The 15417-nt window shown below is 45.6% G+C and carries 10 protein-coding genes; 2 read left to right on the plus strand and 8 right to left on the minus strand.

Annotated elements, in window-relative coordinates; all coding sequences use genetic code 11:
* Positions 1 to 363: 363 nt before the first annotated feature.
* Together DN752_RS03180 and DN752_RS03185 are read right to left on the minus strand one after the other, a co-directional pair.
* Positions 364 to 1827, minus strand: coding sequence for an alpha-L-fucosidase (locus DN752_RS03180; protein ID WP_245949442.1), 1464 nt, complete (start codon positions 1825 to 1827; stop codon positions 364 to 366).
* A gap of 449 nt (positions 1828 to 2276) precedes the next feature.
* The gene (locus DN752_RS03185) at positions 2277 to 3395 is read right to left on the minus strand and encodes a family 20 glycosylhydrolase (protein ID WP_112786403.1); all 1119 of its coding nucleotides are present in this window, start codon (positions 3393 to 3395) and stop codon (positions 2277 to 2279) included.
* A 1213-nt stretch (positions 3396 to 4608) separates the two neighbouring features.
* Between DN752_RS03185 and DN752_RS03190 the strand changes: the two genes are divergently transcribed.
* The gene (locus tag DN752_RS03190; protein ID WP_112782640.1) at positions 4609 to 5922 is read left to right on the plus strand and encodes a hypothetical protein; all 1314 of its coding nucleotides are present in this window, start codon (positions 4609 to 4611) and stop codon (positions 5920 to 5922) included.
* An 18-nt stretch (positions 5923 to 5940) separates the two neighbouring features.
* Here the strand turns inward: DN752_RS03190 and DN752_RS03195 are convergent, their stop codons facing one another.
* The 5 genes from DN752_RS03195 to DN752_RS03215 all read right to left on the minus strand — a co-directional run bounded on the left by DN752_RS03195 (position 5941) and on the right by DN752_RS03215 (position 11663).
* A complete protein-coding gene (locus DN752_RS03195; protein ID WP_112782641.1) occupies positions 5941 to 7458 on the minus strand; it encodes a sulfatase-like hydrolase/transferase in 1518 nt (505 codons plus the stop codon).
* Positions 7459 to 7508: 50 nt separating this feature from the next.
* Positions 7509 to 9104, minus strand: coding sequence for a sulfatase (locus tag DN752_RS03200; RefSeq protein ID WP_112782642.1), 1596 nt, complete (start codon positions 9102 to 9104; stop codon positions 7509 to 7511).
* Positions 9105 to 9509: 405 nt separating this feature from the next.
* Positions 9510 to 9755, minus strand: a complete 246-nt coding sequence (locus tag DN752_RS03205; RefSeq protein ID WP_112782643.1) for a YtxH domain-containing protein — start codon at positions 9753 to 9755, stop codon at positions 9510 to 9512.
* Positions 9756 to 9899: 144 nt separating this feature from the next.
* Positions 9900 to 10352 (minus strand): hypothetical protein, encoded by a 453-nt coding sequence (locus DN752_RS03210; protein WP_112782644.1) that lies wholly within the window; start codon positions 10350 to 10352, stop codon positions 9900 to 9902.
* A 318-nt stretch (positions 10353 to 10670) separates the two neighbouring features.
* Positions 10671 to 11663, minus strand: coding sequence for a 2-hydroxyacid dehydrogenase (locus tag DN752_RS03215; RefSeq protein ID WP_112782645.1), 993 nt, complete (start codon positions 11661 to 11663; stop codon positions 10671 to 10673).
* 401 nt (positions 11664 to 12064) lie between these two features.
* On the opposite strand from DN752_RS03215, the gene DN752_RS03220 reads away from it, so the two are divergent.
* Positions 12065 to 12454: a response regulator gene (locus tag DN752_RS03220; RefSeq protein WP_162633086.1), complete on the plus strand. Its 390-nt coding sequence runs from the start codon at positions 12065 to 12067 to the stop codon at positions 12452 to 12454.
* Between the two features lie 129 nt (positions 12455 to 12583).
* Here DN752_RS03220 and DN752_RS03225 read toward each other — a convergent pair whose 3' ends face one another.
* Entirely contained in the window at positions 12584 to 15070 is a 2487-nt protein-coding gene (locus tag DN752_RS03225; RefSeq protein WP_245949443.1) for a T9SS C-terminal target domain-containing protein, read from the minus strand.
* Between the last annotated feature and the right edge of the window lie 347 nt (positions 15071 to 15417).

Below are 15417 nucleotides of genomic sequence, written 5' to 3' on the forward strand. Positions count from 1 at the left end.
TATCATTATGTCGGCTATACTACTTCCTTCGACTACGCTCCCTTCATCCATCCCCTTCGGCTACGCTCAGGGGACGGATGAAGGGAGCGGGTGAAGGGAGATGGCGAGGAATACAGACCGACTACACACCATCACGTCTTCGCAAACGGAATGGCTACGGAGTGAAGCGATCTCATATCCCAAAACAGGAGATTTTAGCTGTTCGGGATTTGTAATTCCTAACTGGAATAATGGGGATTTGTAATCCCCCTAGACCATTTGTGAGGAGCACAAACATCAATAGGGATCTAGACTTTCAGCAACAACATGGGTTAGCCTGACGGCTATGAGCGGCAGACAAGCTTGCATGGCGGACTTACCACCTTACTCCACATTGGTCATGCGAAAACTCCAGGCGTGGGCGCAAGGCATTTGATTGGAGGCCAGGTGGGGCATTTTTACCAAAAGGTCATTTCCCCGTTGCTCAAAATCAAGCGGGCCACCGTATCCAAGCAAGGTTACTTCGGTCTCTTCGGAAGCTTGGATGCCTTTGATCAGCAGGTCCTCGGCAGGGTAAATGGGACTGATAGCATATACATTCCCTTCTTTTTGGGTGAAGAAAAGCTCTTTGACGGCCTTGCCGGGCGCAGGGTCTACCGTTTGCTTGAGGATATAGTCACCGCCAAGATAGCCCTTTTCGTGGTCGATCTTGCGGTCGCCATCTGACCACTGGGCAGCTTGCGACCACTTTCTGGTGCCATAAATCGCCTCACCGTTTACCTGTAGCCATTCCCCGATTTCCAATAACCGTTGCTGCATGATCGGCGGGATATTTCCCCTTGCATCGGGACCGATGTCCAGCAGCAGGTTACCGCCGTTGCTGACGATGTCCACGAGCATCAGGATCAGCGCTTGGGTGCTGTTATAGTCCTGTGCATCCTCATTTTGGTTATAGCCAAAGGAAAAGCCCATGCCGCGGCATTCTTCCCAAGGCTTGTCAAAGGTCTTTCCTACTTCATATTCGGTGGTGTAATAACCGCCGTGTTGTTGGCGCAGCCCTTTGCCCCAGCGGTCGTTGACGAGGATATCTTCCTTGGCAGCGGATTCGTTGTAGAGCCAGGCCAGAAATTCCTCGCTTTTCCATTGCTCACCCTCCATTTCCCACTCGCCATCTGTCCAGAGGATGTCTGGCTGGTAGCGTTGGACCAAGTCTTTGATCTGGGGCAAATAATGTTCGTCGACAAATCGTGCTTTATCATTTTGCCACCAAGGGTGGTACCATTCATACAGGGAATAATACACGCCCATCTTCACCGGTGTCTTCTTGACCGCAGCGGTCAACTCCCCTACTAGGTCACGCTTTGCCCCTACTTCCATGCTGTTCCAGGCAAACCCTCGGTCATTGGCCTGCTCATTGGGCCAAAGGGTAAATCCATCGTGGTGCTTGGAGGTCAGGACAATGTACTTGGCACCGGCTTCCTCGAAAAGCTCCGCCCATTCCTCGGGGTCAAAAAGGTCCGCGGTAAACATTTCCCCAAAGTTGTAATAAGGAAAATCCTCCCCATAGGTCTTTTTATGGTACTGATACACCTCATCTCCCTCAAAATCCCCATTGCCAAACAGCTTTTTGCTCTGTAGCCAATACTGGTACCATTCAGTATAGGTGCCTTTTGGCGACCAAGCGGGCACCGAATACGGTCCCCAATGGATAAAAATCCCGAATTTGGCATCTTCAAACCAAGCAGGTACCGGCCGCTGGTCCAGCGAGGCCCAATTGGCTTCGTATTCCTGCGCCCGAAGCGAAACGGTCGCCACCATCAGGCATATGAGGGTCAATATTCTTTTCATTTTCATAGGTTTAGGGTGTTACTATTTTTGTTCTAATTGATTTACCTTGAGTAATTATTAGTAGTATTCGTATCATCTCAGCATTGTCTCCTACTCTTCCTTAGTTACTTTTTGCCCATCTGCCGTAGGACAACCGACGACATCTCATGCGTCATCGCGAACGCAGTGGCAGCGAAGTGAAGCGATCTCGTCTTCCAATCATGGGGTCAATTCGTTATTCTTCCTAATAATGACCCGTTTTCATTAGTTCTTTTTCATAGTGAGCCACAGGCTCAACTTTAATCGTCCCTCAGTAAAACTGAAGGGACAACCAGCTACATCTCGTCTTCCAAAATAGGAGAACGCTATATGAGCTCGCCCGCTCCCTTCGGCTACGCTCAGGGAACGGGTGAAGGGAACTGTAGACTGTGGACTGTCATCTTTCAACTTTCGCTCCTCCCTTTTAGGGATTAGTATTGTCCTTCCAACTCATTCACCTTGTCAAACATCATGCGGAAGGTATGCCAAGCGGTTTCGTTACCGCCTTCCCTGTCTGGTCTGTCCGCATAAAAACCCTCTATAAAACCACCTGCACTGGACCAAACCGTCTGCATCATGCCATAGAAGCGTGGCTTTAGTTCCTCGGTAGCCGAGGCCCGGAAGCGGTACATGTCCTCCACTTGCTTCTCGGACACCTCTGGTTTCCGCCAATTGCAAGTGAGTACGCGGAGTCCTTTCATGGCGAAGTAAACGGCCGTCTGGTCCGCTCTTTCATAGTGCCAGTCTCCGATGACCACATCCTTGGGGATCATGTCGATGGCACGATAGGTATTGTTCATGCTGGCTTCCCACATGCCCAGGCCAGTGGTCTTGCCGTCCAGTAGGCGGTCTCCCCAGATCCACAGCTCCCGGTTACTCTCGGCCAGGTGATTGCGGATCCTCCATACTTCATCAGCAAAAAGTTTGGCCTTATCCCTGCCACCACACCTAGGACATTTGTCGTCTCCGATGTAAAACACTTCGTCCATCCCTGCATGGAAGGCGTCTGCCTCGAACACCTCACAGATCTCACCCACCAGATCAAAGACCACATCATGCACCCCTGGATGCAAGGGACAGTAACTCTTGCAATAAAGCCCGTCTTCATTGGGCCATTCGTATTTTTCGGGCAGCTGAACGTGTGGTGTCTCATCAAATTCCGGATATACCTCAAGCAATTTTCCCAGTTCACTATGCCAAGATTGGTGCCCCAGCAAATTGACCTGTGGAATGATGCGGATGTCATTTTCTTTGCACACAGCGACCAATTGCTTCACCTGGGCTTGTGTAAGTGGATTAGCTGAGCGCAGCTCCGGATGGCTGAGGTATTCATAATTGTATTCCACTCTAAGGATTAGCACATTGATCCGCCTAGGCCCCAACTCCTCATCGATAAATTTCACGAACTGTTCCACTTTTTCGGGAGCAGGAGCAGCTATCGCAAAAGCCCTTACGGGCAAAACATCGGGAGCAGTTTCCTGTGCCTGCAACGGAAATATGCTGGTCAATACAAATACGAAAATGCCACACCATTTTATCAAATGCTTCATTGTTATAGTTTTTTGAATATGTTTTTCCACCATATCGGAAATAGGCTAGCGATGAACGGTGGTACTTGATGAATTTAATACATTATTTTATCAAAAACTAAGCAATAAATAGTAAAAATTATAAACCAACCCATATATACTTATTTATTTTTTTAAGAAAACAAAAACAAGTTGGTCATTGAAGGAAAACCTACTTCGGTGAATCCAATCTGCTAAAATTATGCCCTTCCCTCTTTTCAATAATCACTAGGGCAAACATATTTAGTGTTTTGAAGGAAAACAATTTTTCGTATAGGCATAGCTATCATCCGTGCCGCTGGCACTCCTTCGGGAGGTTGAGGAGACCTTAAGCTCCTGCGGATGAATCCGCAGGTTACAAAATTTATCGTGCCGCTGGCACTTTGCCCCGATTTGTACATTGGAAACCGCAGTAGCCTAGGGTCAAGTCAACGCTTAAATGACGGGTAAGGCGGTAGTGGGTTTTGGACGAGATCAAGGCGCAAAAAATGCCCCTAGCCGTAGCTAAGGAAGTCTTTTTGCAACGTAGAGATAGGCCAAAAGACACACCGGATTACACGTAGGTTTAGGTTTGGCTTGACACTTGATTGCCGAATGGAGGGATAGGCTGAAAGAATGATTAGTTGATTTGGATCGTACAAGCCATCGCAGCTATCTGCTCATGTATAGTGGTTGGCTTTGTTAAGGTTAAACCCCGAATATGCGTTAGCAACTGAGCATCCTGCCTAATCCGCCTTTGGCGGAGGGTCATATAGAAGGTGCAGGTGACAACAAAAAATGATTACACACAAAAGGGTAAGTTCCATAGGAACGGCAGATATAAATGCAAATAGGAATATTTTTTTTAACTGCGTTTACCATGCAATAATCACTTGAAATTTTCAATAACCACCATTAATAATTAAATTATCACTTATCTTTTGGGAGGGCCAAAAATAATTTTTGGCCCAGCTAGAGGAAAGATTTTGGTGGTTGGTCAGAGAAATGATCCCAGCAACTACTGCCTTGCGCTGACAGCTTACTTTACATTATATATATACCCGCAGCAATGACACCAGTAATCACAGCAATAGTAAATAGGTCCTCGCAGAAACCACTGAAATCTCAGAAAAGCCTTATTTCATTCTGGGTATTCTGTTCGGTCTGTGAGCAATAAAATCTACGGGCACGAAAGCGTATAATCAAATTGCATTAAATGGAACAAGAACATAAGAAGACAGCTTTCAAAAAATGGCTGGACAACCTCCAACAAGAGAGCTGGCAGTTAGAATTGATCATTTCGGGGTTTTTGATCTACGCCCTGTTCAGTGCTTTTGGGACCTTATTGGAAAACTCCACCTTGGCTGTAGCCCAAGAAAACCTGTATCGCAGCATCGTAGCTCTTTTCAGTGTATTCTCGGTCTTTATCCTGATGCTCAATCTTTGTATCCACTTAATACTAAGAGGAATATGGATTGCTGCCATTGGCTTACGATCTGTTTCGGGAGAGATCGATTATGAGAAATTGAAGCTGAAAGGGAAATTTCACGCTTTTCTGACGGAGAAAGTGGGGCCATTTGATAAATACATCGCTTTTTTAGAAAAATATAGTAGTATCATCTTTGCCAACACCTTCTTGATGATCTTCTTTTTATTTTCTGTTTTTGTGATTTTGGGTGTTTTGCTGATCATAAAAACTCTTTTTATTCTTTTACCTACCAATACCTTCACCTCCATCCTGGAATATTCGGTCACCTTCCTTTATTTGTTGGGCGTCTTACTGACCTTCATTGACTTTATGACCATTAGCGGACTAAAAAGAAGTAGGATAATTGCTAAGGTATATTACCCATTCTATCGGTTTTTCAGCATTATTACCTTGTCCATATTTTATCGCCCCATGATCTATAACCTGATCGACAATAAGTTTGGGAGGAGAATGATTCGGGTGATTATTCCCGCATACCTGTTGATCCTTTTTGTGGCGAGCCTGGATTATCATTACTCTGCTTATTTGCCCTTTGAATCCCTTGAATCTCCCAAAAAAAACCAAATTGGTGCTTCCCTGGCGAGTCCTGACCATTACCTTGATGAACTTAATTCGGAGATTTATGTCCTCAATGCGGCCATTCAGTCAAAAACCATCTCCGAAAACCACTTACAGGTCTTTGTTTCCTTTCACCAAGAAATCGAAGACATCATCTTGGCAAACTGTAACGGACTGGCTGAAAGCAAAATACGAAAGGGGTTGTTTTCCAAAATTCTGCCGCACAGCACACAAGATGATACTACTGTCAAGCAGAACTTAATGACTTATCTCAATTGCTTCCAACAGCAATTCAAGGTGTACATCGATGGCCAGCGCATCAATTCGGACTTTGTCATCAGCAGTATTCATAATGGTCAGGTAGGGTTTGAGAGCAACTTACCTTTGCAGCAATGTACTCCAGGAAAACATGTCTTCCGCATAGAACACCCTTCCGAGTCGGTGGATAGTTTTGCAAGCATCGTTTTCTGGTATTATCCCTGACAAAACCATCTTTATTCACTATAATTTCGCATAAATAGCACTGATATCCAGTGGATCTCCCATCTGTTGCTGCAGTTGCATCAACTCCTCAAAGAGGCTTTTCACCCGTTCCTGTTGTTCGGGTGCATCCGCCAGGTCATGCATTTCCTGCGGATCATTCTCCATGTCAAACAGCAGCACTTTATCCATCTTTGGGTACACCAGTAGCTTGTACCCGTCTTTTCGGATCATCCGCTGGTACCCCACATAAGCACCATAGATCCCCTCCTGATAATAGCCTTCATGTTCTCCTTTTGCCAATCCAAAAAGACTGTTAAAATCCACATAGGGAGGTTTTTGGATCTCCGCCAGCTCCAGTGCCGTGGCCATGATATCCTGTAGATAAACATCAGCATTCACCTGCTTGCCCTTGGGGACTCCCGGCCCTGCCATCATAAGCGGCACACGAACACTGTGGTCAAACATACTCTGCTTTCCCAGCAATCCATGATGTCCCACGGCCAAGCCATGGTCACCGGTAAAAAAGATATAGGTATTCTCCAATTCCCCCGATGTTTCCAAGGCAGCAAGGATTTCGCCAATCTGCGCATCCATATGGCTAATGATCGCATAATATTCTTGCAAATGGGTCTTTATGGCCAAGGGCGTCCGTGGAAATGGCGCCAAAGCCTCATCACGAAGTCCAACCGAATTGCCGATGGCATCTTTAAAGGGATATTCCGGAAGAAAATTGGCAGGTATCGCTAAATCTTCCAGCGGGTATTTGTCCAAATATTCCTGCGGGGATTGTCTCGGGTCATGGGAGGCATTGAAAGCCAAGTACATAAAAAACGGCTTATCAACGTCCTTGGAGGTATCCAAAAAGCCTTTAGCGTCATCTTTGACTACCTCGCTCCAGTGCTTACCCCCTTCCCAAAAACCACCGTTTGACTTATCAGTAGGATCCCAGAGGGTATCATTTTTGTCAAGGGGTCTATAATAACCTTTTGGACGCATGTTCCGGATATCCTCTCCCCGCTCTACTGCCGCAAAGAGGGACTTTTTATCTTTTACTGTAGACCAATAATCATTGGGCATTCCTGGCCGAACGTTTTTAGCTTCTTGAAAAACCACATCAGCTGGTGCCTCTACGTGCCATTTTCCAGTCATATACGTTTGGTATCCGGCATCTTCCATCAGCTGCCCCCAAGTGTTTCCCAACGCCAGCGAGTCTCCCTCGCTCCAATCCTTGGAGATACGCTTCGCATGCCAAATACTCCTTCCCGATATCATCATCGCCCTGGAGGCCGCACAGATGGCGCCATTCCATCCGCCCATATTATAAGCATGGGTAAAAGAGGTGCCCCTACTGACCAACCTGTCCAAATTGGGCGTTTCGATTGCTTCATTGCCCAGTGCATGAATGGCCTCATAGGTCAAGTCATCGGCAAACAGAAACAGTATATTCGGCTTTTTGGCGACTTCTTTTTCAGCTCGCTGACAAGAAGATAGTCCCAGCCCGAACAATAAGACCATTAAGAAAAGTAGTTTTTTCATTTATTTTAAGTTAAATGCAATTGTTTTTACACTTCTTCCTAATCCAATAATCAATCCTTCGTCACCTTACTTCCCCACCAATCGGCATTGGGTTGCCAGCCTGGTGTAAGCATGTCTTCCCTCTCTGTTTCTAACCTTCTCAACCGCTCCGTCCGGGACCGTTTCAGTACTTCGGCTTCTTTAGTCGCGGTATAATCAGGATCCGGATAGGGGTAATTGGCCTGATGGCTTTCCAAATAACCCAAGAGTTTTTGGGTAAGTTTTTTTACCAATTTCCTTTGAGATGGGGCCATATCCTGCTGCTCATAAGGGTCTGTGGATAAATTGTACAGTTCGGCCTGTTTATTTTCCCAATAATAAATCAGCTTCCACTCACCACTTCTGATGATGGCGCTGGGGTCTCCCCCCTGATTTCCATAATGGGGATAATGCCAGTAAAAATCCCGTGATTTCACCCGCTTTCCTTCCATTGCAGGAACCAAGCTCACTCCTTCCACCCCTTGCAAACTGTCCATATCACCACCTGTCAGCTCCACCAAGGTAGGCAAAAAGTCGATATTGGAGGCCGGGTCTTCGATCGTTCCACCTGCGGTGCCCGGCACTTTGATAAAGAACGGCACACGAAGCCCTCCTTCCCATTGGTAGCCTTTGCCTCCTCTTAGGGGCAAATTGGAAGTGGAGAAGTTATCACCGGAAGCTACTCCCCCATGATCAGAGGTAAAGATCACAATCGTATTTTCATCGAGGCCCTGTGCCTCTAAGGCCTTCGTCACGATCCCAACCGCCTCGTCCATGGTTTCCACTAAGCCGCCATACACTGGATTATCCTGGACCTGTCTAATGGGCAACCTGCGCTCCATGGCATAGCCATGATCGGCGATCCCTGCTGATTCGGCTTTGTTGCGGTATTTGGCCCACTTCTCTGAAGTAGTCTGTATCGGGCCATGGACAGCATAGAAAGAAAGCATGGCAAAAAACGGCCGTTCATGTGCTTGTTCAATAAACGTAGCCGTTTCTTCTGCCAGTCGAATGCTGAGGTTTTCACCATTGGGGCCTTGGCTGAGCTTGGGATTGTCATAAGGCGCATAGTAACCGCCCTTTGGGCTTCCCGATTCATAGCCGCCGACATTGGTATCAAAGCCATGATCCTCTGGATACGAACCCGCTCCTCCTAAATGCCACTTCCCTGCAAAAAACGTTTCATATCCATTGGCTTTCATCGCTTCTGGAAGCGTCACCATATCTGCGGGCAGTGAATGGACATAGCTGGGTGGAAGCAACTGGGTGTGCCTGCCATATTTTCTCCATGACGCTCCTTCCGGCGCACCTATCCAGTCGGTAATGCCGTGTACCGCCGGTGTCACACCGGTCATCAGGCCAGCCCTAGAAGGACTACAAACACGTGAAGAGGCATATCCTTGCTCAAAACGGAATGATTGCTCGCCAAGCTTGTCAATATTGGGCGTCTCATAAAAATCACTTCCTGTAATGCTTAGATCATGGTATCCCAGATCATCCACCAATATCAATAATACGTTGGGCTTGGAGTTTTCTTGCCCATGAGCCGGGGCAACTCTGCCCACCCAAAAAAAAGAAATAACCAACACATAAAAGAGTAACCGTTTTTTAAAATCCAAATCGATCATAACATCAAAATTATCTACTTTTTATATAAGCCGACAACATACAAACTTTACACTTTCGAAACACAAGAAAACATAAGATTTTAAAGAAATCGAAAAAAATAGGATTAAGGTGTTTACCATGGGCGTTGTCCATGACTAAGGATGTTACACTCTTTCAGAGCTTTTGTTATACAAATTGGCTTTTCCATTTAAAGAAAAAAAAATCAGCGCAGATCTTAATCATCTGCGTCATCAGCGTTCTATTAAAACGAACCACTATCCCCCAATTTTCCTGCTTTATCCCCAACTTTCCCTTTTTCATCCAAGAAATGTACAAGATGCGGCAATAAAAAAGTCCCCGATTTGCAAATCGGGGACCTTAAACTGAATGTTAACCTTCAGTAATTGGGTATGTCGTTACTTAAATTAAGACTCTTTAGGAAGTACGGCATCTTTTTGTGCCTTTACCTTTTTGCTCAGATCAGAAATCGAACCTTTCAGTTCATCGAATTTCTTGTCCATTTTTCCGTTAAGGGAATGTGCCATGTCTTCGCCTTGTTTTTGCATTTTCTTTCTTGTCTTTCCTCCTTCATCAGGAGCAAACATAATACCCAATGCAACTCCGGCTGCAAGTCCGGCTACGACTCCTAATAAAACTTTTCCTTCACCCATAATTTTACAATTTTTAGTAATTAAAACTAGTTTTTATTAAAATATACAAGATCACGTACCAAGGTTAAAAACTTATGTACCAAATGGATACGCATCACTAAAATTCAAACAACAACCATGCTAGAAACACCCTTGAACAAGAAATTATTCATTATCCGTTCCTTTTTGGAATTCTCTCAGCCCCTCTTCTGTCAATGAAAAAACCTGTTTTTTGAGTTTTCTAAAATCCTTTGCAAAAAGCGCTACCAAGTCTTCCAGCTCTCCTTGACGGACCATCACCTCTCTCCATTCTTGGTCCCCGTTATAGAGATGTTGGCTGATCTCATGGAGTTGACGATTGATTTTATCAGCTATTGCCTCCCCCCTTCGGTCCAACATCGCCAACCTGTTCTCTATTCTTCTGGAAAAACTCAAATCCAAACTGTCCAGAAAATGATGAAAATAATTGGCCATCAAGTCAGTTAAAAAACGAATTTCATCCTGATAAAATGCCAAATCAGACCTCCAATGTTCACCAAGAGCATAAAACTCCATGAACACATCACCATTTTGGTGATCCGTTTGTTTTGCGCTATGTACTTTGTATCCGGCGTCCATGATTTATTCTGCTCATGATCTACACAACATGTCCACTTGTCAAAAACGGGTCAGTTTTCATCAAAACTGCCCGGTATTCACTAAGCATTCTAAACCTAAAATAGGCATTGGCCTATCTGCTGGCGATAAGGAAGCTATACTATTAGGTCAAACTTGAAAAAACGGCAATAATCCGTCTACTTATTTTGCTCCTTTTTTCTTGTAATGGCTAGCATGGTATAATTTAACCAAATCAACGCCCATTGGCAACAAAAAGCCCAAAAATAATCCATCCGCTCAGCAGGCAATAGGTGCAGGTATCCTCCTTCAGCTCCTCAATCAACCTGGCTTTAGTTCATTGGGACTGGACTGTTTTTTTTCCCAGCAGTTGATATTATAGGCAGTGACTGTAGCAATTTTGGTGAGTGCCTCATTGGTCAAAAAAGCTTGGTGGCTGGTGATCATGACATTTTGGAAAGTCAATAAACGAGCGATCACGTCGTCCTGCAAAATATCCTCAGAATGGTCCTCAAAAAACAACGCTTCCTCTTCTTCATAAACATCCATCCCAAAGCTTCCTATCTGTCCGCTCTTCAAGGCTTCGTTAACCTCCCTGGTATTGACGAGTGCCCCCCTGCTGGTATTGACCAACATGGTACCATGTTTCATTTCCTGAAGGCTGTCCTTATTGATCATGTACTGGGAGTCTTTGGACAGGGGAAGGTGCAGCGTGATGATGTCTGATTGAGCACAGAGGGTCTTGAAATCCACATAGGTGATATCGACGGCTTTTTTTAAGTCCTCATTTTCATAAGGATCATAGGCCAAAAGCCGACACCCAAAACCAGAAAGGATCTTGGCCACCTTACTTCCTATTTTGCCAGTCCCGGCCACACCGACGGTCTTTCCGTCCATATCAAATCCGACCAGGCCATCCAGGGAAAAATTCAAATCCCTGACCCTATTATGGGCTTTGACCAGTTTTCTATTGAGGGCAAGCATCAGGGCCACCGTATGTTCGGCAATGGCTGCTGGAGAATACTCCGGTACACGGGCCACTTTGATGCCTAGCTCTTGGGCTGCTTGTAAGTCCACATGGTTAAAACCAGCCGATCTAAGCGCCAGTAACTGAATCCCCATTTTTTTCAGCCTTTCCAAAACAGGGCGGGACCCATCATCGGTCACAAAAATGGCTACGACGTCACTGCCAGATGCCAAATCTACCGAATCGACAGTCAACCTCATCTCAAAAAGCTTTAGCTCATGCTCAGGAATGGCTTCTTCCAAATATTTATGTTCGTATTTGTGGGCACTAAAGGCTGTGATTTTCATAGTAAATGCAGGTATCAATGGTTGAAAGTAATGGTGAGGAGCACGTTTTGTCTAAAGCTGACCGTTAGCCACGTCCAAAAGTTACCTAATAAAAATAACTTAACTTTGGTATACTTCAAAAAGCTTAGGCCAAACACATAGCAATAAAAAACACAACAATCGGCCTCTTAATTTTTCGATTTTTCCACCAAAATATTTTAAAAACGTCTACAATATTCGTTCATTTACAAAAAAATTAAGTACAATTACTTAAATTTGAAAATCACCCCTAATACTTTAATCAACATGAAAAGGTGGTCGGCTGCTTAAAAGGAAGCTTTCCTGTTCACACCAACCAACAGGGAAGAACAAATCAGGCATTGAAATTGCAGTTTTGCATCCAATCACCTTCTGCTTTATTTATGGCAAAAATTATAATTGTAGAAAAAGACATCGACTTGGCCGACAATATATGTGAGATGCTGAAATACGGCAACTTTCACCCTGTCGCCATTTCATCGATATCGGATGGATTTGATTTGCCCAATACCAAGCCTTCCCTGTTTATTATCGGGATCGACGATGAAGTTGACAAAGCTTATGTGGACAGGATAAACAACCTGTGCCAAAAGTTCAACTGCCCCATCATATTCCTGTCGCCAGGGATCCAGCATGGCTGCACAAAGGAAAGCTGTCAATGTATTTCCAAAACAGCAATCATCGATAAACCCTTTACTTTTAGGTCACTGCACACAGCAGTCCATAAGCTCCTCAATGAACAACGTACCAAAACGAACATGTGTATTAACTGATGGGTAAACCGATTACTTTTTATCAAAAGTGAAAGAAGGCTGAAGCGTAACCACTCCAACCTTCTTTTCATGCAATCCTTGCCCACAGGGAAAGAACTGGCATCAATTAACAAAAACCCAAATAACGAATTAATGATCTTTAACGAAGACGTTTACCCATCTTGTCATGGTGTGGTCTTCCATATCTTCTACCTTGACTTTTACGGCAGCCAGTCCAGCTTCCTCAGCAGTAAATGTCAAGTGATCCTTCTGAACGGAGAAAGATTTGCCGGTGGATTGGCCTTCCAGTGAAAAGCGGAGCCCATCCTCAAATCCCTTGAACAATGGTTTGAGGTCCAGGTTCAGCGCATCGCCTTTCTCTATAAAATAATGCGGTCTGGACATCCAGTCCAAATACTCATCTAGCTGTGTGAACCCATCACGATCTTCATCCTTGTTGGCGTCGGAAAAGTCATCAGGCTTACTGTTCGGGTTCAGTCCCTTGGCTTCCTCCCACCAATCAGGCAAGCCATCTTGATCAGTATCCCAGTTTTCGGGACGCTTTACCTCGGGATAATCTTCCCAGCCCCCTACATCCTGCTCTGTATCCGGCATGCCGGGGATGCCACTTAAGCTGCCTTTATAAGTATAGGTACTGTCCAAGGTTTCTTGGATGATCCTTTGGTCATGATCATCCAGTACGGGCTGGTTGGCTCCGACATCTGATAGTACTATTTTGTAAGCTTCCCGGGCAGGCTGTGTAGTGATATGGGCAGGAAAAAACGGCTCGTCCACGAACCCTTCGTACTTTTTATAATCTCCATTATGGTAGCGCTCCCTTCTCCCTTCTTCCTGATTGTCTTCGTCAAAATAGCCCGGCATCACATTCCCGGAGAAATAGCCCCGCTGTGTCCCCAGTCCTACGCCTTCATGGTCGATGGTCAAGGCGATAAAATGTTCTGTACCCGGTCCTGGTTTATAATAATTATTGACAAAATTCACCTCGTGGGATCCTCCATCAGTGGTTCTCCCACCCCAATTGTAGACCACGTTGTTCCTGATGTCCAGTTTGCCTTTATAATAAGCATTGCCATCCAGTCCACTGCCCATGCTCCAGTTTCTACCGTAGTTATGGGCCAACAAATTGTGGTGGAAGCTTCCGATATCACCACCGATCGTGGCGGCATATCCGTGCATTTTTCCTTGTTCGTACTTGCTGTGATCTGCCACGTTGAGCGCCTCGGCGATCAAGGTTTTCTGTAAGGTAATGTGATGCGCACCCCTTGAGCTAAAGGATTCATCAATCGTCCACCGGATAGAGCAATGATCAATAATGCTGTAGTTGGCACCTGTAAGTCCCATTCCGTCAAAGGTACGGCCAGCACCGATGCCTACCCGAAGAAAACGGGCCACCCCATCATCCCCGGTTATGCCCACAGGAGCCCTTTCGATCATGATGCCTTTCCCGGGGGCGGTCTGCCCCGCTATGGTCACATACCGCTGGTTAGAAACCAATCTGGACTTTAGCTCAATGGTCCCTCCCACTGCAAAAACAATGGTCCTTGGCCCTATATCATTGGTCACCGCTTCTCTCAAACTCCCCGGACCACTGTCGTTGAGATTGGTCACGGTGACTACTTTGCCACCTCTGCCGCCCCGTGCGTAACGACCATAGCCCTCCGCTCCTCGAAAAGCCAGCTGGGCAGGACGGAAATACCACACATTTCCTTTGGTAATCTCCCCATTTTGATCTACTTCGTCCACCCTCCAGTAGTAGGTGTCCATACTGTAGAGGTCATTGACCTGATAGTGGTTGGCCGTAAGTTCTCCTCGGTAGGCGTCATCTTGGGAAGTGGCCTCCGCTACGGCTGCTTTTGAAGTACCAAAATACACTTGGTGTTTTACGCCTGTTTTGGCAGGCTCCCATTTCAGGGTCACGCCGCTGTCCGCTTCCACGTGCTCATCACCGTCCTCGGGCAAAGGGCTTTTTGCTTGTTTTTTAATATCAGGCCTATTCAGCTCAAATCCATTCCAGACCAATGCCGCTGCATTGGATTCATTTTTGGGATCGTTCACCATCCTGATGGTCACCGCTTCGCCTGCTGCTACCTCAAATATCAAATACCCTGTCTCAGTCACCGCTCTGCTTTCGGCCCTATTACTGGGCATCAAGTCATCAATCTGCAATTCATCATTGACATAAATATCAATAGGGGAAAATGTATTGTTTTCTGGGTTGTCAAAGGTATTGTAAAAATTCATCAAGGAATGCTTACCGGCCGGAAGCCCCTCAATGGTCAAGGTTATTTCCTCATTGGCCACCACGCCGTCATTGCTCAAACGAGCATAAAACGGGGCTTGGATTCCTGCCTTGTACCAACTGGAATGTAGCCCATCACCGCTGACGGTAAAGGCCACATTGGAAAAGGTAGCTTCCGCTTTACTTCCTTCTTCTACGACCCAAGAGGTATAGCCTGGCTCGTTTACCTCCCCTAGCTTCCTTCCTCCAAAATCAAAATCAACTTTTAATGTTGGAGACTGGGCATGGCCAAGAGTAGCGGTAAGCCCTAAAACGGCCAAGCAGATCAATTTATAAAAGTACCGTGGTAAAGATGTAATCGTAAGCTTCATCATCATGCTATTGGTTATTTGTGGTGTTGGACACCGCCTGATTCAGGCAATAATGGGCGTCCACTAGCTTTTTGGATAGCATGAAAGTACTCTCCTTTTTTCCCTTAAATGGATGAATTTCTACCAAGATGGATATTTATCTACTGAATCGGGAAATAAAGTGCCCGAATGATTCTCCAGAAGGCAACATTATTCATCCTTCAATCCGATTTATGCCTTAGGAATCGCTATAGCCTGTCCTAACGAGTATCCCGAATGACTGAAAGCTCTAAACAAGCAGCTTCAGGTCGCAACGGATAGGCTAATGTTTATTTGATGGTTTATTTCAACCTACCGACATCCCGGTTCAGCAA

The sequence above is a fragment of the Echinicola strongylocentroti genome, from assembly GCF_003260975.1.
Lineage (GTDB): Bacteria > Bacteroidota > Bacteroidia > Cytophagales > Cyclobacteriaceae > Echinicola > Echinicola strongylocentroti.